We start from the raw sequence: 20,859 nt of genomic DNA, 5'->3' as shown, positions 1-20,859 counted from the left end.
CATTTAACCACCCTGTACTGTCTTTAATCGGCCATCATCTAACTCAACATGGCGCTGACAAAGACTTGCTAAGTTACGGTCGTGTGTAACCAAAATAAGGGTTGTCCCTAACTCTCGATTTAAATCAAAAAGCAGATTTTCAATTTCTTGAGCTGTTTGACCATCTAGGTTTCCGGTCGGTTCATCTGCAAAAATAATTTGTGGTTCTGCAATAAGTGCGCGCGCAATCGCTACACGTTGCTGTTCCCCTCCAGACAAGACTTTAGGAGTTTGCTCTACCTGACGACCAAGCCCCACTCGATGCAACCAATCTAACGCTTTTTTCTCTGCGGTTTTATAATCGAAATCTTTACGCAGCCTTAAGGGCAACATGACATTTTCAAGCGCACTCAACTGAGGTAAAAGCTGAAAAGACTGAAATACAAAACCAATATGCTGCATTCTAATTTGAGCGCGTTGTTCTTCTGTTAACTCATGTACTGCTTGACCACATAGCCACACTTCTCCTTCAGATGGTTGATCAAGAGTAGCCAAAATTCCGAGTAAGGTTGATTTACCTGAGCCGGAACGTCCCGTAATTGCTACCTGCTCCCCTTCAAAAATCTCTAAATCGATATCTTTTAAAATCGTAAACTGATTTTGGTTGATCTGAATAGTTTGTGTAACTTGATGGGCAGCAATGATGGGTTGTGGCATGATGTGAAAAGTCCTATGTATTCAGAATCAGAGTCGAAGTACAAATGTATAAATCTTTTTTGATTGGTTCTAAAAGCATCATGCTCATTTCATTAAGTATGCTGCCTATGCTTGTATCGGCGAAAACTATTTTAATTTTAGGAGATAGTATTAGTGCCGGTTACGGAATTGATCCCAAACAAGGTTGGGTACAATTACTGCAAAAACGTTTAGACCAACAGTATCCCAAACAATACAAAGTGGTCAATGCAAGTGTTAGTGGTGAAACAACAAGCGGAGCTTTGGCACGATTACCTAAATTATTGCAGACCTATAAGCCAAATGTAGTCGTGATTGAATTAGGAGGAAATGATGGCTTGCGTGGGCAACCACCTCAAATGATTCAAAAAAATCTGGATCAGCTCATTCAATTAAGCCAAAAACAAAAAGCCAAAGTTGTTATTTTTGGTATGAAAATTCCGCCAAATTATGGGGCTGCATATAGCAAAGCTTTTGAAAATAATTATAAAGTTGTAAGCCAAAAATATCAGGTGAAATTGCTTCCGTTCTTTCTAGATGGTGTCGCTGGTCAAAAACAGCTGATGCAAAATGATTTGATTCATCCAAATGCGCAAGCACAGTCAAAACTACTTAATTTAGCTTTTCCATACATAAAAGGTGCCCTATAGGCACCTTTTAGTTTTAAATATTTTTATTATGATCAGAAATCAAAAAAAGTAACTTCACCAGTTTCTAATGAATACTCTGCACCAACAACAATCAACTCACCTTTTGCGATCAAGCTTTCAAGGACACTTGAACCATGACGTAATTGATTTACCGAAGCAAAAACGTTTGAACGTACTGCATGGCATGATAATTTTTTCAAATCATTTTTTAAGTCAGTTTGCATTAAAATTTCAACTGATGGACGAACACGGTTCACAATCGACATTAAGTTAGATGATGGTGGTTGATCAGGGTTCATTAACGTATCAATTGTCGCTTGAATCGCGCCACAATGGCTGTGTCCTAATACAACTACAACCGGACAGTCATAGCGTTCTGCTGCGAACTCAACACTACCGACTTGTGAAGGTGCCACAACATTACCAGCAACACGAATTACGAATAAGTCACCAAGACCTTGGTCAAATACCATTTCTGCTGGAACACGAGAATCTGAGCAACCTAATACAATCGCAAATGGATTTTGATCCTTTGCCATTTCAGCGCGTTCATGATGAGATAAGGTTTTTGCAAGGGAAGTATTTCCATTTACAAATCGTTGATTACCAGCTTTCAGACGATCTAAAACTTCTTGCGCAGTAGGCATTTTATATTTCCATTGTTTTTTCAAGGTTGGAAATCATTTTAATGTGTCAAAATTTGAATGTCACTGACAAAAAATTAAATCCTTTCCCATCAAAAATTTTTAAAATACTTCTTCTATTTGAATGGAGAATTTACTGCACATTCACTGCTGTTGAGTGAAAAAATAGACATACTTTAGCAAATGGATTGACTATAATTTTCCTCCTTTTAATCATTTAGCAAATGACTCATTGGCAAAGTTTTTCAATAATTTTCAAACTCGCTTATGCATCAAGGATGAAATCTTATGACAACGCTGTCCGCATCAAAAAAAACTGTTCTAAAAAAAACCGTTGCAGCATTTACCTTAGCCTGCAGCCTTACAACAATAATGAGTATTTCTCAGACACAAGCTGCCGATACGATTGATATAAGCTTTCAAAATATTTTGCAGCAAGAACGAAGCTGGGCAGGTTTACAAAGTAAAAGTTTAAAAGTTGGTGATATAACTTGGTCATATAGTGAAGGTGGGTCTACCACTAAACCTACGTTGTTACTCATCCATGGATTAGGAGGTAGCCGTGATAACTGGAACCGTGTCGCCCGTTATCTGACAGCAAATTACCATGTCGTTATTCCTGACTTACCAGGAAGTGGTGAAACCGTAGTTACACAAGACTTTGATTATTCAGTGCCTAATCTTGCCGAAAAATTACGTCGTTTTGTTGAAGCTGCAAATTTAAAAGGCCCTATTCATATTGCTGGCCACTCACTTGGCGGTTCAATTGCCCTACTCTATGCTGGACAATATCCATTTGAAACCAAAAGCCTATTCTTAGTTGATAGTGGCGGTATTTTCCGTTCTGCCAATACAATTTATCTAAAAGATCCTGCTTACCTAAAACAACTTTTAGTATCTAAAAAGGGTGACTTTAATTATTTGTTAAAGCAAACCATGTTTAATCCACCATTTATTCCAAAAGAATTTTTAGAAGCTCAAGAAAAGCTCATGATTAATCAGGCACCTCAAACGCAGAAACTGGTCGATCAGCTTATTGCCCTCAATAAAGTCTATACGCCAGACTCATTTGCAGTTCTCACAAAAACAATAGATGCACCGACACTGATTGTATGGGGCAAGCAAGATAAGATTATTAATGTCGAAGTAGCAAGTGAACTAAAACGACTTTTAAAGAATGCCCAACCTCCGGTTATTTTAGAAAATGTTGGCCATATGCCAATTTTGGAAGCTGAGCAGCTGGTTATTCAACAATATGTACCGTTTTTACTGAAAGTAGAAACAAATCAGTCGCCAAAAGCGACTACACCTTAAATAAAACTTCGGACTTGTGAGACCTTATGTCTACCCAACCGCTTATAGAAAAATTCATTGAAGCTCATCTTGATTTTTTAGATGAGGAATTTGCTCAGCCCCATGTTATCCAACAAGAATTTGAGCAATTTTATCATTGGTTGGGTAGTCGGCAACTACAACACCTCTGGACTTTCGAACAAATTCAGCAGCTGATTCAAAAGCAGATTTTAGACACCCCTGCTTCTGATTCCCTACTTGAACAAATTGCAGAACATATCCGTTTTGCACTGATTCATCCTGCTAATGACAGTACAACAATTGAAGATGTTATTCCTGTTTTAACAATTGATGGAATTGCGCAATACATTGCAAGTAAAGATCAGCATCGTAAGAAGCTAATTAAAACGATTGTGAATAATCCTGCATTTTCAGCACTTCTAACACAGCTTATTCAACAAACAATGCATGACTATTTAGATGAGTCGATGTCAAAACGGGTGCCAGGTGTAGGTCGTTTTATGAAGATGGGTAAATCGGTTCTAGAAACCGTAACCGACTCAAATCTGGATGACACGATTCATCATTATTTGCAAAAGAATATTTTAAAACTCACTCAAATGAGTGAGCGTGTTTTAAACCAACATTTTGACAATGATAAGCTCTACCATTTTCAGGCAAATATTTGGCATAAAGTTAAAACCATGCCGCTTTCCGTTTTAAAGAACTATGTGGAAGTTCAAGATTTATCAAAAACTGTGGGTTTAGGACATCAGATTTGGGATCACATTCGCCAGACTTCTTATTTGAAACAACAAGTACATGATGGTATTTATACGTGGTATGTTCGAAATCAGGAACATAATTTTGACTTGCTACTTCGTGACCTCAATATTGATGAAAGCTTAATTCAACATGAACTGACTCAGTTACTTGTGCCGGTATTACAGCAATTAGTCACAACTGGTCATTTAAGAAGACGTGTTCGTGTTTACCTAGAGAAATTTTATTATTCTGAAAAAGCATTAGATATTTTAAATAACAAAGGCGCTTAAAGCGCCTTTGTTATTACTATGGATTAAAATGAATATTTTAAAGAGGCGTAATAAGCTCGACCTGGCTCATTGTACGTTTGGCTAATCGAATTACTGTCTCTTAAAATTTGTTTATCAAACAAGTTGCTTACACCAACACGCGTACTAATATTGTCTGAAATTTTATAACCAACATTAATTCCAGCCGTACTATAGCTTTTTACAGTGCTTGGCTTAATCGCAGAATTTGTTCCACCTGAACCAATGCCAGATTCGATTCTATTTTCGGCAAACTGACGCGATTTTTGACGGCCATATTGAGTAAATACAAAATTCACATCTAACTGATCTGTAATGTCGTAATCAAAAATTGAGTTAATTGTATAGTTAGGAACTAAAGATAATGGGTTACCCGTTTGCTTATCTTTCGAGTCCATCATATAGGTAAAGTTGTTGGTCCAACGAATATCGCCAAAGTCTAACCCTAAGCTTCCTTCAAAACCTTGAATTAATGCTTTAGGCGTATTTTCCCAACGTAAGATATTCCACTTCGTGTTGGTCACAGCTCCTGTATTTGCATTGGTACTTGAGCCATCTACAGTGCCAACAACATTCGTTCCTGCCACAATCTTATCTTTATAGTCATTACGGAACCACGTTAAGCTCGCGTTGACAATGTCTTTTTGGAACTGGATGCCTAACTCTTTGTTTACCGAAGTTTCTGGCTTTAAATCACCATTACCTTGTAATAAACAACGCGATTCAATATTGGCTGGACAACCATTGCCGTTTGTACTGAGTAAGTACCCTTCGGCATTTTGATACATGTTTGGTGCTTTATAAGCTTTTGCTATCCCACCTTTTAGGGTGAAATAATCATTGAGTCTTTGAGTAACGTTTAAGCTTGGGCTCCAGTTAGAGCCAGATTTGCTATGGTCGTCGAAACGTAAACCTAACACAGCATCTGTGCTGTCTGTGAGTTTCAAGTTATCTTCGATATATGCAGAAGCAATACGTGATTCCATTTTACTGCGATTGCCTTTAGCTAATTGATCGCCATAACCTGAACCGCTGCTGTCTGTACCCTGATTTGTCGAAATATTATCTTTAAATCTGTCTTCAACCCACTCAGTACCAAGTGTTAATACGTGTGGTACATAATATTCAAAAGGAATATTGGCTTCACCATTTAACCGAAGAGTTTCTAATCTTGAAGTGGCTTTATCATCAAGGTTATTAATTTTTCCTTCTACACTTCCAGCAAGGCCTTCAGGCAAACGTTTATTATGAGTCTTATCATATTGAGCAACTAACTTACTTTTACCCCAAGACCAATCACCTTCATGTGTTAAAGCATAGCTATCACGGTACATCGTATTGGTTTCTTTACCAATAAGTTCAGAAAGAATCGCATCTGCTTCAGCATTTGCATTTAACTGAGAGTCGCCAGAGTAAATATTCCCTTGCTTGCTAGATGAGACATCGAGCAAGACAGTTTGTTGATCTGTTGCCTGCCAAGCTAAACGGCCTGAAATATCTTTATTTTTAACGCCTTCACGCCCAGCTGCCGTACTTCCAATTGATTTATTAATATCGACGTCGTCAGCTTCTGTTTTATTGTAATTACCATATAAACGATATGACAAAACATCTTTAATCATTGGCCCACTTAAATTAAAGCCAACTCGATTTGATGAACCTTCTTTAGAGTCTTCAGGTTGTGAAGTATAGAGCTCTACCGAACCATGGGTTTCATTCGTCACTTTTTTAGTGATGATGTTGACTACACCACCTGCTGCACCCGAACCATATCGAGCTGCCGCTGGTCCACGTAAAACTTCAATCGATTCGATTGCTTCTGCTGGAACCCAGTTTGAATCACCGCGTGTATCACGTTCCCCTTTCCAACCATAGCGAACTGAATTACGAGAGTTAACAGGTTTTCCATCCACTAAAATGAGCGTATTTTCAGGACCCATTCCACGAATGTCGATTTGTCTATTATTACCACGCTGCCCTGTTGCACTGTTTCCAGTTAAATTTACACCAGGCATACGGCGTACATAATCTGAAATATCATTACGAACTGGAAGTTTTTCTAAATCTTCTTGGGTGATCACTGATACACCGAGCGATTGCTTTACTTGCTCTTCAGCTGTTACAAAAATTGTTTCCAATTTCACAGGTTCAGCAGGCTTTTCTAATGCTGGTTCAGCTTGTTCTTGCTCATTTTTTGCAGCATAAGCCATAGACATCATACTTGCCAGTACTGAAACAGAAAGCACTGACTGGATAATACGCTTCGACATAAGTATTCCCAATATATTGATTTATTAAACATCTCTCATTTTAAGTTCCGCATTGTAACAAATCTAAATAAAATTACAAATGATATTGATAATAATTATCATTATTTATATTGAATAATAAAAAAACCTCATTTCGAGGCTTTTTTATGTCACTTTTCAAATAATTTAATTATTTGAAATAAGCACCTTCAGCTTGTGTATGGTCAGTTTGGTCAACCACACGTTGAAGCTCTGGAATATGCTCTCTTAACGTCGTTTCTACACCTTGTTTCAAGGTAACGTCAATTGCAGAACATCCTTGGCAACCACCACCAAATTTCAATACAGCAGTTAAACCATGTTCTGGATTATCTTGTACTTCTACCAAGCTACAATTCCCGCCATGGCCTGCAAGACCTGGGTTAATTTCTGCTTGAAGAATGTAAGTAATACGCTCTTCAATTGATGCATCTGGACCAACACGTGGAACTTTAGAATTTGGCGCGCGGAAAGTTAACTGCCCACCAAAACGGTCCTTATTGTAATCAATTACGGCGTCTAAAAGATAAGGAATAGATGGCGCATCAATATATGCAGGGAAATCTGGATAGTCCTGTTTATAATCCGTTGGGATTACTTCTTCTGGTGCACTATATGCCATACAGCATTCTGCACGTGGCGTACCCGGATGTTCAACAAAAACTCGAACGCCAATTCCCGGAGTATTTTGCTTCGTCAATAAATCGTGCAAATACTCTTGTGCAGATGGTGTAATCAAAAGGTTTGGAATTTCTTCTGCAACAGCAGTGTTGGTGTTCTCAGTCGACATAACAATATTCCTCAAGCTGATGCCTTTATATTAACCGAAGATGAGGTAGATTTAAAAAAAATCAACTAAATTTGTCGGATTTATACACAACAGGGTTTCAACTGAAGTTTTTAATGGCATTATTGGGCTCAATATTGATCATTTTTTAAATATTTCTTATGTTGCATCTGCCGTTTAACCATACCATTACCCTTATTATTATTACGGTCATTGTCTCTTTACTTGCTTTTAGCAATCAAAACGTGATGAATCGTTTGATTTTTTGGCCACCTGCAATGCAACGTGGGCAATTTGATCGTTTCATTACTCATGGCTTTATCCATGCAGATGGTACACATCTACTTTTTAACATGATTACCCTGTTCTTCTTTGGCAGCATTATTGAAAGTTTTTATCGCCAATATTTTTATGACATGGGTTTTGTTTTGTTCTATTTAGGCGGTTTAATCTTTGCAATTTTACCGAGCTATTTACAACATAGAAATGATACAAACTGGGCAAGCCTCGGCGCCTCTGGTGCCGTTTCAGCTGTTTTATTTGCTTATATTCTATTTCAACCATGGAAGCTGATTTTTGTATTCTTCATTCCAGTACCAGCCATTATTTTTGCTGTTTTATATGTAGCGTACAGCATTTGGGCTGGTAAACGTGGTAATAGCCATATCAACCATAGTGCTCATTTATGGGGTGCAGCTTACGGGGTCCTTGTAACCATTTTGATCGAACCTAAGGTGATTCCGCATTTCTTAGATCAACTGACTCGTATTCCGTTCTAAGTCAGGCACTCAAAAAAAGCCCGTAATGGGCTTTTCTTTTTTTCTCATTTATTTATCACCATAAATTCTCAGTCTTTTTTCTGATTTTCTTTGATCTTTTCCTTGTTTTGATTGCAAAAACCATCTGATTAAACTCATGCCAAATCTTTTAATAATTCAGATGATACAATGAAGTACAAAGCAATTTTATCTAGCCTTTCCATTGCTTTATTTAGCTTATCTTTGGCTGGATGTAATGACAACGATAAACAAGAAAATGTAGTCAGCACTCCTAAACAGCCCAATATCTTATTTATTATGGCTGATGACTTAGGCTATTCAGATTTAGGAGCCTTCGGTGGTGAAATTCGTACACCCAATATTGATAGCCTAGCTCAGGAAGGTCGCCTTTTAACTGACTATCACACCGCCCCGACCTGTTCCCCAACACGTTCTCAACTGATTTCAGGTACTGATCACCATTTAGCTGGTATTGGTGCAATGGCTGAACTCACGCCAGAACATTTAAAGGGCCAGCCCGGCTATGAGGGCTATTTGAATGAGCGTTCGCTATCGATTGCACAAGTGCTTAAAGATAATGGCTATCGTACTTATATCAGCGGTAAATGGCATTTAGGGCTAACCCCTGAAACGAATGCCCATGCAAAAGGTTTTGATCATTCATTTACCTTGTTACAAGGCCTAGATCACCACTTTAAGCAAGCGCCAAGTGCATTTAAGCGAAATTCGACCTATACGGAAGATGGGCAAATTATTCCTGTTTCAGCATTGCCTGATGACTTTTTCTCGACAAACTATTTTACCGATAAATTACTTAGCTATTTAGACTCAGGCAAAAATAGTGGCAAACCGTTCTTTGCTTACGCTGCCTATACAGCGCCTCATTGGCCAATTCAGGCACCTGCGGAATACCGTGAAAAATATCGCGGAGTTTACGATGTTGGTTACGATGCAATTCGTAATTCGCGTATCGCGCGCCAAAAACAGCTTGGCATTATTCCGGCAAACTTTGAAGCAGCCGAACCGATTGCAACTCAAAATGCTCCACAAAAATATGGAAAATGGAATGAATTAACTGCTGAACAAAAAGCACTAGAAGCCCGTAAAATGGAAATCTATGCAGGTATGGTAGAAAATCTCGATGCCAATGTGGGCCGAATTATTCAATACCTCAAACAAAATAATCTTTATGACAATACCTTAATTTTCTTTGTTTCCGACAATGGTGCAGAAGGTTTTGTACGTGGAGGATATGGCAGTGAATCTGGCTTTGATAACTCTGTAGCAAATGTAGGTACACCGACTTCGTATCACTATATTGGACCACGTTGGGCTGAGGTTAGTGCTGCACCTTTCCATTTATGGAAGGATACGGCTGGTGAAGGTGCAACTACTGCCCCTGCTATCGTGAAATTACCAAATCAGAAAAAAGCAGAAGAAACGAATCATAGCTTTGCATCAGTACTCGATGTTTTCCCAACTTTACTAGAATATGCTCATATTCTAGTACCTCAAGGCCAATACAATGGTCGTACCATTAACACGCCATCAGGGATTTCATGGAAACCTTTACTTGAAAATAAAACCACTACGATTCGCCCCGAAAATTTTAGTTTTGCTGATGAATTACATGGTAGTAAATATGCAAAACAAGGCGAGTGGAAAATTGCACTTCAAGGGCGCCCTGAATTAGGTACAGGAACTTGGGAGCTATACAACATTAAAGCAGATCGAGGGGAAAGACAGAACGTTGCTCAGCTTTACCCTGCTAAAGTGCAAGAACTCTTATCGGTCTATCAGAAATATACTGAAAAAAATGGTGTGCAGGAATATAACGCCAAATGAGATTAAAATTATTTTTAGTTACGACCATCAGCCTGTCTTTTATGGCAGGCTGTAGTCAATCTTCACAAGTTTCTGAACCCGCACCATCGTCTCAGCAGCAAACCTCGTTAGCTGACTTGGGTTCTATTGAGAAATGTAAAAACTACACTGGACTACCTCAAGGTTGGCTAAAACAATCTACAGCTGGAATGGTTTTAATTCCTAATGGACATTTTAATTTTGGTTCTGAGAAAGCCTATCCCGATGAACTTAATTTTGGAAAAAAACAACGGGAAGTCAAAGGATTCTGGATTGATCAGACAGAAGTCAGCATTGCGCAGTTTGCTAGTTTCGTAAAAGCAACAGGTTATATCACCGATGCCGAAAAACAAAAGCAGGCTGCTGTTTTTTCACCAGACCCTCAACATCCACAGCAATGGTGGCAACTAAAATCGGGCTATACATGGAAAACTCCAAATGGTAGTAAAGGTGCTACTCCCCATCCTAACGAACCTGTGCGATACGTGAGTAAAAATGATGCTGAACATTATGCGGTCTGGCTAGGACGTGATTTACCAACAGAACTAGAATGGGAATATGCAGCTAAAGCAAATTCAAAAACTGATACACCATTACATCAAGCCCCTACCGATGAACACCAACATCCACAAGCAAATTACTGGCAAGGTGAATTCCCTTTTCAAAACCTGAATCAAGATCACTTTAAAGATGTTGCGCCCGTTGGATGCTTTGCACCAAATCATTTCAAACTATTTGATATGATCGGAAATGTATGGGAATGGACATCATCTCCATATCAAGGTGCTCATGACCAGCATATGGGAAATTATTCTGATTTAAGACAACAACAAATCACCAGTACACAATATGTAATTAAAGGCGGATCTTTTCTTTGCGCACAAAATTATTGTTCACGTTATCGTAGCAGTAGCCGCTATCCGCAAGACTTTGATTTAGCAGCAACCCATGTGGGCTTCCGAACGATTTTACGATCTGATTAGTTTCTTTAAATCAGAATTATTAAATATATTCTTAACCAAAAATAGATCGAAAAATAATCAAAATATTTCTATAGTAAAATGGAGAATGATAAAAAAGTGAGAACAAGATGAAAACATTACTTCTCTGTGCAGCAGCAATTTTCACAATGTCATTATCAGCCTGTGCAGTTCATACACCTGAAGGTAGTATTGTGGTTGATCCAGATTCACCTTATCACAACCACCCAGGAGACTTTTGCCCACCAGGACAAGCGAAAAAAGGACGTTGTTAAAGATAGCTTCTTTTAGAGTAATTTTGAAGTTTCTTTAAACAAATAAGGTTTAATCGAGTGATAAATTGAGTACAAAAATGGAGGGTTCCAACCCAAAAATAGATGGGATGAAACTAGAAAATTATGGTGTAAAAAAATCACCATATCCCCAAGATTTTTAAAAGACAATCTTATGCTGTCTTCTATCTAGTTTCACCCCAATTCTTTCTTATTCCGTCTGACTTCTCTTATCCTTTAAGAAAAAAGTCTAGTTTTTAATCATTTCTGTATCTGTGTTATTGATACATTTTGAACATTTTACCTTCAGGCTAAAACTGATGTATTTGCTTAATACAAAATAATCATTTATGTAACGTAAGTCTATAAAAATGTTCTAAAATTGTGAAAAAAATTAAGACCAAAATGAGATGAATTTATCATAATAATTTTCTCTTCCATGTTTCATCACATAAATAATCAATATTATTTTGTCAGTTATTGCCACTCGTTTCCTTTCATTGGCATAGATAATGTATACATCTGTATATTAACCCAGTCGTATAACGAGATATTTTATGTCCAGCACAAGTCAAGTCGAAGGTCTACAATTTCCAGTACACGCCTCAACAAAAAAACAAAGCACATCTCTTACTGGCCAAGAAATTTTGTCAGAGGCTTTATCTGTTGTAGATAATAAAACCGCACAACAAGTGTTGAATGAAAAAAACTGGCGAAAAAATTACCCAATATATTTTAAAGCACTTGTTAAACAAGGAATTTCTAATAGTAACCACCCCATTACTATTGCGAAGCAAGGTTTGCATAAAGCTCACCATATTTTTGACTATTATCGTGATAGTAAACACTACCTTTTAAAAGATGCGGTTAATATTGCTTCATCTACGCCACTTCATACAGTAAAACTTAAAGGTGAAAGTGATGCAGCACCTGAATGGTATGTTCCTTACAAAGGGCAAAAACTAAGCGGGCAAAGCTTACTGGACCAGATTCAACGTTGGGAAGAGGCTGGTATTATTGAACCAAGTCATGCAAAAGCTTTGCGTGAAGCTATTGCTCACCCAGAATGGTTTGATTTATCAGACCGTACCATGGTGCTGTTTGGTGCAGCTTCAGAAGCAGGACCTCTACCTTGGTTAGCCAAATGGAAAGCGAATATTGTTGCTGTCGACTTACCAAACCCACGTGTCTGGGGCAAAATTTTAAATACGATTCAACAAGGAAACGCAACTCTCATTGCACCAAGTGTTGAACCAGTTGATTCATCAGCAAAAGTTTCTGAGTTAAAGGATAAATTGGGTGCAAATTTATTGACTCAATTACCAGAAATTGCACAGTGGTTAGTTCAGTTTCCACAAAAGTTAGATTTGGCCGCAATAGCTTATTTAGATGGCGAAAAGCATGTTCGTGTTTCCATGGCAATGGACAGCATCATGCAATTTGTGAGCGAGCATAAGTCTGATACGAGCCTTATGTTTATGTGTACGCCAACCGATGTTTATGCAGTTCCTAAAGAAGTCGCTAAAGCTGCTCAACAAAAGTTTAAATCACGCACAAAAATACAAAAAATGGCAGTGAAAGGTGTTTCCGCTCTTTCGCTTAATCGTTTTTTTCAAGCGCCATATCAAGACTTAATTGCTTGTGAAAATGGAAAAACTTATGGCATTGCCGACTGTCTAGTTGTTGAACAAGGGCCAAATTATGCTTTGGCAAAACGCATTCAACAATGGCGTGCTATTTTGGCCCGCCATCAAGGACAACACGTGAGCATTAATATTGCTCCATCTACAACGACTCACTCTGTGACTAAAAATCCATTGTTGAAAGCAGCTTTTAATGGTGCAGAACTTTTTGATGTAGAAGCATTTAGCCCTGAAACTACCAATGCAATTATGGCTGCAATCTGGATTCATGACTTAAGAAATGAGTCTTCTGTAGCGAATCCTGAAACTGAGCTTGACCATCCGCTTGAACTTATGATGGAAGGTGCCAACCACGGCGGATTGTGGCGTGTTGCTTATTTAGCAAGAACTGCCCTGCCTTTTGCTGCAATCTATGGCTTTGCAACCGAAAAACTACCTTTTGGGAAATCATCTAAAAAATAGTTTAATTAAAGCCCAATTCTAGAATTGGGCTTTTTTCTGAGTTTTTCTATTTATTTTGAAAGTGTGAAAGATATTTTTGCATTTCATCAGGTGGCACCATACCGCCTCCTGTCGCCCATATCACATGGGTTGCCTGCTGCAACTGTTCAGCTGATAGTTGATGTAAAGCCAAATAATCAGGACTCGTCTGAACATAATATGGACCCATCATTCCTGCCACTGCTGAAGGCTCAAGCTTAATATTTTCAGTTTGATTTAGAAGTGCTATTAGTTCATACAAACGTTCATCATGAATGGTGTAATAGCCATCAATTAACTGTTGCATAGCACGTCCCACAAAACCTGAAGCACGGCCTACTGCGAGCCCATCTGCGGTAGTTACATTATCGAGGCCAATATCATTCACTGAAATCTGATCATGCAAACCTGTGTGGACACCCAGTAACATACATGGTGAATGGGTGGGTTCTGCAAAGATACAATGCACATGCTCACCAAAAGCCAGTTTTAGTCCAAAACTTACCCCACCAGGGCCACCACCGACGCCACACGGCAAATAAACAAATAATGGGTGTTCAGCATCGACTTTAATTTGTTTTTGCTCAAATTGCTGTTTTAAGCGTATTCCTGCAACTGCATAACCTAAAAACAATGTTGTTGAGTTTTCATCATCAATAAAAAAGCAATGTGGATCTTGCTCTGCTGCTTTTCTTCCCTCTTCAACAGCTACTCCATAGTCACTGGCATATTCCACAACATTAACGCCCAATGAACGCAGTTTGTCTTTTTTCCATTGTCTCGCATCAGCAGACATATGAACAGTGACTCTAAAACCCAGTTTGGCGCTCATAATGCCTATGGAAAGCCCTAGGTTACCTGTAGAACCTACTGCAATTTGATACTTAGAAAAGAATGCCCTAAATGAATCTTGATCTAACTTACTGTAATCGTCTTCCAACTTGAGAAGTCCAGCCTTAAGTGCCAATTTTTCGGCGTGAGCCAAGACTTCATAAATACCACCACGCGCTTTAATTGAACCAGAAATAGGTAAATGACTATCCTTTTTCAGCCAGAATGCTCCACTCAGTTGCACTTGTTCTGTTGAAGAAAGTGCTTGTTGCATATGGGCAATTTCAACGATCTCTGATTCAATTTTTCCATGTTGTGCTTGAGTTTCAGGAAATACTTTTGCCAAATAAGGTGCGAAACGCTCTAATCGGGCTTCTGCTTTACTTACGTCTTCGGCTGTTAATCCAACTTTTTCTAAAGCTTCTTTTAAAGGATAGCAATGAGGTGTAAACCAAAATGTTTCTTGATAGGCTTGCAGTGTCTCAATAAGTGGAAATTGTTGTTTTAGCTGATCTATTTGAACCGCATCCATAATCTATCCTGATATAAAAGTTTTAAGCCTAGCCTCTGAAGTTACTTGAGGCTTTATAAGGACTCGTTAATTTATAATTGAATGTACATGAAAATAGACTGAACGTTAAAAAGAAACAAATAAAAAAGCCACTGTGAACAGTGGCTTTAATTTTTTAAATACTTTTATACAAACTGTAAGAATAACCAGTACAAACCGCCTGACAAACAGATTGTTGCAGGAAGTGTAAATACCCATGCAGATAAAATCGTTTTAACTGTATTGAAGTTTAAACCCGATCTGTTCGCTACCATGGTACCAGCAACAGCACTGTTTAAAACGTGTGTTGTTGAAACAGGCATACCTAAACCGTCGGCAGCTGCAATTGTACTCATTGCTACAAGCTCAGCAGACATCCCCTGACCATAAGTCATGTGATGTTTACCAATACGCTCACCTACAGTCACAACAATACGTTTCCAGCCAACCATGGTGCCTAAGCCAAGTGCCAAAGCAACTGCTACTTTCACCCAAGTTGGAATGTATTGTAAGAATGAATCTAAGCTACTACGGTATTCTTTCACGAGTTTTTCTTGTGACTGATCCATTTTTGGTAAAGCATCTGCTTTATCCAAACGCTTAAACGTCGTTGTACTTAAATACATGTCATTACGAATTTCACTGATTGCAGCTTCTGGAATATCTTTTAAGTTGCTATAGCTAGAAACTCGCTCACCCAAATGATCAGTCATGCTTGCCAATGCAGGCACTACTTCCGGAGTTTGCTGTTTAGTTTGAATATATTTAGTCAAAATAACACGTGCTTTTTCATCGGTTAATTCTGGCTGATTTTGATTCAAAAGTACGGCAGTTTGAGAAGAAAGCTGATGGAATGATTGAACTTGTTGTGTATCTAGGTTTTTATTTAATGAATAAGCCAATGGCACCAGACCAACCAAAATCAGCATGATTAAACCCATACCTTTTTGACCGTCATTAGAACCATGTGCAAAACTTACACCTGTACAGGTAAAGATTAAAATTGCACGAATGATTGCTGGTGGTGGTTTATTACCTTCTGGTGGCTGGAATAACTCTAATTGGCGTTTAAAAATAGTTTTAACCAACAAGAATACAATCGCTGCAAAAGCAAAACCAATTAAAGGTGACAATAATAAGGCCTTACCGACTTTAATCACCTGATCCATATCAACACCGCTGGTGGTTACGCCAGTCGATGCACTCAATAGATGGTTCATAATGCCCACACCCAAGATTGAACCAATCAAAGTATGAGAGCTAGAAGCAGGAATGCCCAAGAACCAAGTACCTAAGTTCCAGAGAATCGCAGCAATAAGAAGCGCAAAAACCATTGCGAAACCTGCACCGCTACCCATGTTCATAATCAATTCAACAGGCAACAATGCAATAATGCCGTAAGCGACTGCGCCGCTTGCAACCATTACCCCAAGAAAATTACAAAAACCTGCCCACATGACTGCAACCGGTGCAGGTAAAGCATTAGTGTAAATCACTGTCGCTACTGCATTTGCAGTATCGTGGAAGCCATTTACAAACTCAAAGCCTAAAGCAATCAAGAGTGCGGTAGATAAAAGAATAACCGAATAAAGACTCAAAGGCGGTACATGCGCTAAATCAGCACTCACCTGAAATCCAATATAAATAAGTGTTGCAACAATAATTGTCAGAAACACCGGCATAAAGAACTTAGGTGTCGGGACATGTACATTCGTCGATTTGACTTGCAGGTTTGCCGCAAGTTTTGAATCCGAAACAGGGGGTAGATTAGAATTCATGCAGACGGTAAGAGGATAGAAAAATCCTCTGTATTCTTAAATTAAATTATGACAATTATATGACAAAGCGGCGCCTGATGAAGTCAATTTTTCATATTTTGACCTCATTTGATGCACCTTTCCTCGATCCATTTTATTTTTTTATTAAAATACAATAATTTAAATCAATTTATATCTTCCTTATTTATGACTATTTTTAAAGCAAAAATATCTAAAAAATTACCTGTATGACGTTTTTTTAAACAGCTTAATTGTCATAAAACGGAATATTGGAGATGAAATATTTCAATATCATGATCATTTTATGAATATTTGATGAAAAAATGCCCTCTTTTTATTCGAAAACACTTTTTTTTACGACTAATTTACGGTGAATGGTGGGTCGTCATAGATCATCAATTGTGCTGCTATTCTGTTACAATAGCGCCGCATTTTTAAATTCATATAAAAGATCGGGGTTTTCTATGTCTACGCTTGCCACCCTAAAAGCGCTTCTTGCTAAACGCATTCTGATTATTGATGGTGCAATGGGAACGATGATCCAGCGCCATAAATTGGAAGAAGCCGACTACCGTGGTGAGCGTTTTGCCGATTGGGCACATGACTTAAAAGGTAATAATGACCTTTTAGTTTTGACACAGCCAGAAATCATTCAAGGCATTCATGAAGCTTATCTTGATGCAGGCGCAGACATTATTGAAACCAACAGCTTTAACGGCACACGTGTTTCTATGTCTGATTACCACATGGAAGACCTTGTTCCCGAAATTAACCGTGAAGCAGCGCGTTTAGCCAAAGCAGCCTGTGAAAAATATTCAACACCAGACAAACCTCGTTTTGTAGCGGGTGTACTCGGCCCAACATCACGTACCTGTTCAATTTCACCCAATGTAAATGATCCTGCCTTTCGTAACATTACCTTTGATGCGCTAAAAGAAAACTATATTGAGGCCACTCATGCGCTGATTGAAGGTGGTGCAGATATCATTCTGATTGAAACCGTTTTTGATACATTAAACTGTAAAGCTGCAATTTTTGCGGTGAAAGAAGTCTTTAAGCAAATTGGTCATGAATTACCACTCATGATTTCAGGGACCATTACCGATGCATCGGGTCGTACCTTAACAGGTCAAACTGCCGAAGCGTTCTGGAACTCTGTACGCCATGGTGATTTACTTTCAATTGGTTTTAACTGTGCCCTTGGTGCAGATGCCATGCGCCCTCACGTTAAAACTGTGTCTGATGTTGCTGATACTTTCATTTCTGCCCATCCAAATGCTGGCTTACCAAACGCTTTTGGTGAGTATGATGAAACACCTGAGCAAACTGCTGCCTTCTTAAAAGAATTTGCAGAAAGTGGTTTGATCAATATTACCGGTGGTTGCTGTGGTACAACACCAGACCATATTCGTGCTATTGCCAATGCTGTAAAAGACATTGCACCTCGTCAAATTCCTGAAACTAAGCCAGCTTGCCGCTTAAGTGGTTTAGAACCTTTTAATATTTATGACGACTCATTGTTTGTAAACGTGGGTGAACGTACCAACGTTACCGGTTCAAAAAAATTCTTACGTCTTATTCGTGAAGAAAACTTTGCCGAAGCTTTAGAAGTTGCACAGCAACAAGTGGAAGCTGGCGCACAGATTATCGACATTAACATGGATGAAGGGATGCTCGATTCGCAAAATGCGATGGTGCATTTCCTAAACCTTGTGGCCTCTGAGCCAGATATTTCACGTGTACCTATCATGATTGACTCATCAAAATGGGAAATCATTGAAGCTGGCTTAAAATGCGTACAAGGTAAGCCAGTTGTTAACTCGATTTCCTTAAAAGAAGGTTATGACGAGTTTGTCGAAAAAGCTCGCCTCTGTCGTCAATATGGTGCCGCGATTATTGTGATGGCCTTTGATGAAACTGGTCAGGCCGATACTGCTGCACGTAAACGTGAAATCTGTAAACGTTCTTATGATGTTTTGGTTAACGATGTAGGCTTCCCTGCTGAAGATATTATTTTTGACCCGAACGTGTTTGCAGTGGCAACAGGTATTGAAGAACACAATAACTATGGCGTCGATTTTATTGAAGCTACAGGTTGGATTAAACAGAACTTACCTCATGCCATGATTTCTGGGGGTGTATCGAACGTTTCATTCTCGTTCCGTGGAAATGAGCCTGTCCGTGAAGCAATTCACTCTGTGTTCTTGTACCATGCCATTAAACAAGGCATGACCATGGGGATTGTAAATGCTGGTCAAATGGCAATTTATGATGATATTCCTAAAGAACTCAAAGATGCGGTTGAAGATGTTGTTTTAAACCAGAATCAGGGTGAATTTGGTCAAAACGCAACAGAGAAACTGCTTGAAGTCGCTGAAAAATACCGTGGTCATAGCGGAACACAACGTGAAGCCGAAAACCTTGAATGGCGTAACGAACCTGTAGAAAAACGCCTTGAATATGCATTAGTCAAAGGTATTACCACATACATTGACGAAGATACCGAAGAAGCTCGCCTAAAAGCTAAACGTCCATTAGATGTGATTGAAGGCGCTTTGATGGATGGTATGAACGTGGTCGGTGACTTGTTCGGTTCAGGCAAAATGTTCTTACCACAGGTTGTGAAATCTGCACGTGTCATGAAGCAAGCTGTGGCTTGGCTCAACCCGTACATTGAAGCTGAAAAAACAGGTAGCCAATCTAAAGGTAAAGTCCTGATGGCAACTGTTAAGGGCGACGTACACGATATTGGTAAAAATATTGTGGGTGTTGTACTCGGCTGTAATGGTTACGACATTGTTGACCTTGGTGTGATGGTCCCTTGTGAGAAAATCTTGCAAACTGCGATTGATGAAAAATGTGACATCATCGGGTTGTCAGGTCTTATTACTCCGTCTTTAGATGAAATGGTGTTTGTTGCTAAAGAAATGCAACGTAAAGGCTTTGACATTCCTTTATTGATCGGTGGTGCTACGACATCGAAAGCACACACAGCAGTAAAAATTGACCCTCAGTACCATAACGATGCGGTGATTTATGTTGCCGATGCCTCACGTGCTGTAGGTGTTGCAACTACCCTGCTTTCAAAAGAAATGCGTGGAAAATTCATTGAAGAACACCGTGCTGAATATGCCAAAATTCGTGAGCGCTTAGCCAACAAACAACCAAAAGCAGCAAAACTGACTTATGCAGAGTCTGTTCAAAATGGCTTTAAAATTGATGAAAGCTACGTTCCAGCAAAACCAAATCTTTTAGGAACTCAAGTTTTAACAAACTACCCGCTTAAAACATTGGTTGAATATTTTGACTGGACACCATTCTTCATTTCTTGGAGCTTGGCTGGTAAGTTCCCGAAAATTCTACAAGATGAAGTGGTTGGCGAAGCTGCAACAGATTTGTACAACCAAGCTCAAGCAATGTTGAAAGATATTATCAACAACAACCTTTTTGATGCACGTGCTGTATTTGGTATGTTCCCTGCGCAGCGCACTGACGCCGATACCGTCAGCGTATTTGATGAAGCTGGTCAAAATGTTACGCATACATTTGAACATTTACGTCAGCAATCTGACAAAGTCACAGGTAAACCAAACTTGTCTTTAGCAGATTACATTCGTACTGACCGTGAGCAACAGGACTACTTAGGTGGATTCACTGTATCGATTTTTGGTGCAGAAGAATTGGCAAATGAGTACAAAGCTAAAGGTGATGACTACTCTGCAATTTTAGTACAGTCGTTGGCAGACCGTTTTGCTGAAGCTTTTGCCGAACACTTACATGAACGCATTCGTAAAGAGTTCTGGGGCTATAAAGCTGATGAACAGCTCAGCAATGAAGAACTGATTAAAGAGAAATATGTCGGCATTCGCCCTGCACCAGGTTACCCAGCGTGTCCAGAGCACTCTGAAAAAGCGGTGTTATTTGACTGGTTAGGTTCTACAGACAAAATCGGCACTAAACTGACTGAGCATTTTGCGATGATGCCACCATCTTCAGTAAGTGGTTTCTATTATTCGCACCCTCAAAGTGAATACTTTAACGTGGGTAAAATCTCTCAAGACCAACTTGAAGATTATGCAAAACGTAAAGGTTGGACACTTGATGAGGCGAAACGTTGGTTAGGGCCGAATTTAGATGATTCGATTGCTTAAGCTTAAGCAATAAAAAATCCCCTCGCTAGAGGGGATTTTTTTAGACTAATGTACTGTATTTAAAACATTTATAAAGTGTAGAA

The 20,859-nt window shown here is 38.9% G+C and carries 15 protein-coding genes; 9 read left to right on the top strand and 6 right to left on the bottom strand.

Going from position 1 to position 20,859, the window contains the following annotated elements:
* Positions 1 to 3: 3 nt before the first annotated feature.
* Positions 4 to 696, bottom strand: a complete 693-nt coding sequence (locus ACLBWE_RS07905; RefSeq protein ID WP_045434585.1) for an ABC transporter ATP-binding protein — start codon at positions 694 to 696, stop codon at positions 4 to 6.
* Between the two features lie 44 nt (positions 697 to 740).
* Here ACLBWE_RS07905 and ACLBWE_RS07900 point away from each other — a divergent pair, with 44 nt between their 5' ends.
* Positions 741 to 1,364 carry an arylesterase gene (locus tag ACLBWE_RS07900; RefSeq protein WP_447602140.1) on the top strand — a complete coding sequence of 208 codons (624 nt, stop codon included), beginning with the start codon at positions 741 to 743 and terminating at the stop codon, positions 1,362 to 1,364.
* A gap of 32 nt (positions 1,365 to 1,396) precedes the next feature.
* Here ACLBWE_RS07900 and ACLBWE_RS07895 read toward each other — a convergent pair whose 3' ends face one another.
* Complete coding sequence (locus tag ACLBWE_RS07895) at positions 1,397 to 2,011, bottom strand: carbonic anhydrase (RefSeq protein WP_003653067.1); 615 nt, start codon at positions 2,009 to 2,011, stop codon at positions 1,397 to 1,399.
* Positions 2,012 to 2,296: 285 nt separating this feature from the next.
* On the opposite strand from ACLBWE_RS07895, the gene ACLBWE_RS07890 reads away from it, so the two are divergent.
* Both ACLBWE_RS07890 and ACLBWE_RS07885 read left to right on the top strand, forming a co-directional pair.
* The gene (locus ACLBWE_RS07890; protein WP_447602137.1) at positions 2,297 to 3,322 is read left to right on the top strand and encodes an alpha/beta fold hydrolase; all 1,026 of its coding nucleotides are present in this window, start codon (positions 2,297 to 2,299) and stop codon (positions 3,320 to 3,322) included.
* 26 nt (positions 3,323 to 3,348) lie between these two features.
* Complete coding sequence (locus ACLBWE_RS07885; RefSeq protein ID WP_447602135.1) at positions 3,349 to 4,356, top strand: hypothetical protein; 1,008 nt, start codon at positions 3,349 to 3,351, stop codon at positions 4,354 to 4,356.
* 23 nt (positions 4,357 to 4,379) lie between these two features.
* Here the strand turns inward: ACLBWE_RS07885 and ACLBWE_RS07880 are convergent, their stop codons facing one another.
* On the bottom strand, positions 4,380 to 6,644 hold the full coding sequence (locus ACLBWE_RS07880; RefSeq protein WP_447602133.1) for a TonB-dependent siderophore receptor: 2,265 nt from the start codon (positions 6,642 to 6,644) through the stop codon (positions 4,380 to 4,382).
* Positions 6,645 to 6,813: 169 nt separating this feature from the next.
* The gene (gene nfuA / locus ACLBWE_RS07875) at positions 6,814 to 7,452 is read right to left on the bottom strand and encodes a Fe-S biogenesis protein NfuA (protein WP_003653074.1); all 639 of its coding nucleotides are present in this window, start codon (positions 7,450 to 7,452) and stop codon (positions 6,814 to 6,816) included.
* A 158-nt stretch (positions 7,453 to 7,610) separates the two neighbouring features.
* Between nfuA and ACLBWE_RS07870 the strand changes: the two genes are divergently transcribed.
* The 5 genes from ACLBWE_RS07870 to ACLBWE_RS07850 all read left to right on the top strand — a co-directional run bounded on the left by ACLBWE_RS07870 (position 7,611) and on the right by ACLBWE_RS07850 (position 13,448).
* On the top strand, positions 7,611 to 8,228 hold the full coding sequence (locus tag ACLBWE_RS07870; protein ID WP_003653076.1) for a rhomboid family intramembrane serine protease: 618 nt from the start codon (positions 7,611 to 7,613) through the stop codon (positions 8,226 to 8,228).
* 168 nt (positions 8,229 to 8,396) lie between these two features.
* The gene (locus tag ACLBWE_RS07865) at positions 8,397 to 10,073 is read left to right on the top strand and encodes an arylsulfatase (RefSeq protein ID WP_447602130.1); all 1,677 of its coding nucleotides are present in this window, start codon (positions 8,397 to 8,399) and stop codon (positions 10,071 to 10,073) included.
* Positions 10,070 to 11,074, top strand: coding sequence for an SUMF1/EgtB/PvdO family nonheme iron enzyme (locus ACLBWE_RS07860; protein WP_447602128.1), 1,005 nt, complete (start codon positions 10,070 to 10,072; stop codon positions 11,072 to 11,074). Before ACLBWE_RS07865 ends, ACLBWE_RS07860 begins: the two co-directional genes overlap by 4 nt.
* A gap of 107 nt (positions 11,075 to 11,181) precedes the next feature.
* Complete coding sequence (locus ACLBWE_RS07855; RefSeq protein WP_045434600.1) at positions 11,182 to 11,346, top strand: hypothetical protein; 165 nt, start codon at positions 11,182 to 11,184, stop codon at positions 11,344 to 11,346.
* 554 nt (positions 11,347 to 11,900) lie between these two features.
* On the top strand, positions 11,901 to 13,448 hold the full coding sequence (locus ACLBWE_RS07850) for a hypothetical protein (RefSeq protein ID WP_017391704.1): 1,548 nt from the start codon (positions 11,901 to 11,903) through the stop codon (positions 13,446 to 13,448).
* Between the two features lie 46 nt (positions 13,449 to 13,494).
* On the opposite strand, the gene ACLBWE_RS07845 is transcribed toward ACLBWE_RS07850, so the two are convergent.
* On the bottom strand, positions 13,495 to 14,829 hold the full coding sequence (locus tag ACLBWE_RS07845) for a D-serine ammonia-lyase (protein ID WP_447602125.1): 1,335 nt from the start codon (positions 14,827 to 14,829) through the stop codon (positions 13,495 to 13,497).
* Positions 14,830 to 14,993: 164 nt separating this feature from the next.
* Entirely contained in the window at positions 14,994 to 16,625 is a 1,632-nt protein-coding gene (locus tag ACLBWE_RS07840; protein ID WP_003653086.1) for an inorganic phosphate transporter, read from the bottom strand.
* A 464-nt stretch (positions 16,626 to 17,089) separates the two neighbouring features.
* Between ACLBWE_RS07840 and metH the strand changes: the two genes are divergently transcribed.
* The gene (metH, locus tag ACLBWE_RS07835) at positions 17,090 to 20,776 is read left to right on the top strand and encodes a methionine synthase (RefSeq protein ID WP_447602122.1); all 3,687 of its coding nucleotides are present in this window, start codon (positions 17,090 to 17,092) and stop codon (positions 20,774 to 20,776) included.
* Positions 20,777 to 20,859: the final 83 nt, after the last annotated feature.

The sequence above is a fragment of the Acinetobacter sp. M5A5_2a genome, assembly GCF_053345265.1.
Note: the sequence above shows the minus strand (reverse complement) of the source record. Positions and strands in the feature narration are given on the sequence as shown.

Excerpts from the sequence above, each read along its gene's own strand:
- ACLBWE_RS07905 (WP_045434585.1), bottom strand. The coding sequence starts at position 696 with ATGCCACAACCCATCATTGCTGCCCATCAAGTTACACAAACTATTCAG.
- ACLBWE_RS07900 (WP_447602140.1), top strand. The coding sequence starts at position 741 with ATGTATAAATCTTTTTTGATTGGTTCTAAAAGCATCATGCTCATTTCA.
- ACLBWE_RS07895 (WP_003653067.1), bottom strand. The coding sequence starts at position 2,011 with ATGCCTACTGCGCAAGAAGTTTTAGATCGTCTGAAAGCTGGTAATCAA.
- ACLBWE_RS07890 (WP_447602137.1), top strand. The coding sequence starts at position 2,297 with ATGACAACGCTGTCCGCATCAAAAAAAACTGTTCTAAAAAAAACCGTT.
- ACLBWE_RS07885 (WP_447602135.1), top strand. The coding sequence starts at position 3,349 with ATGTCTACCCAACCGCTTATAGAAAAATTCATTGAAGCTCATCTTGAT.
- ACLBWE_RS07880 (WP_447602133.1), bottom strand. The coding sequence starts at position 6,644 with ATGTCGAAGCGTATTATCCAGTCAGTGCTTTCTGTTTCAGTACTGGCA.
- nfuA (WP_003653074.1), bottom strand. The coding sequence starts at position 7,452 with ATGTCGACTGAGAACACCAACACTGCTGTTGCAGAAGAAATTCCAAAC.
- ACLBWE_RS07870 (WP_003653076.1), top strand. The coding sequence starts at position 7,611 with ATGTTGCATCTGCCGTTTAACCATACCATTACCCTTATTATTATTACG.
- ACLBWE_RS07865 (WP_447602130.1), top strand. The coding sequence starts at position 8,397 with ATGAAGTACAAAGCAATTTTATCTAGCCTTTCCATTGCTTTATTTAGC.
- ACLBWE_RS07860 (WP_447602128.1), top strand. The coding sequence starts at position 10,070 with ATGAGATTAAAATTATTTTTAGTTACGACCATCAGCCTGTCTTTTATG.
- ACLBWE_RS07855 (WP_045434600.1), top strand. The coding sequence starts at position 11,182 with ATGAAAACATTACTTCTCTGTGCAGCAGCAATTTTCACAATGTCATTA.
- ACLBWE_RS07850 (WP_017391704.1), top strand. The coding sequence starts at position 11,901 with ATGTCCAGCACAAGTCAAGTCGAAGGTCTACAATTTCCAGTACACGCC.
- ACLBWE_RS07845 (WP_447602125.1), bottom strand. The coding sequence starts at position 14,829 with ATGGATGCGGTTCAAATAGATCAGCTAAAACAACAATTTCCACTTATT.
- ACLBWE_RS07840 (WP_003653086.1), bottom strand. The coding sequence starts at position 16,625 with ATGAATTCTAATCTACCCCCTGTTTCGGATTCAAAACTTGCGGCAAAC.
- metH (WP_447602122.1), top strand. The coding sequence starts at position 17,090 with ATGTCTACGCTTGCCACCCTAAAAGCGCTTCTTGCTAAACGCATTCTG.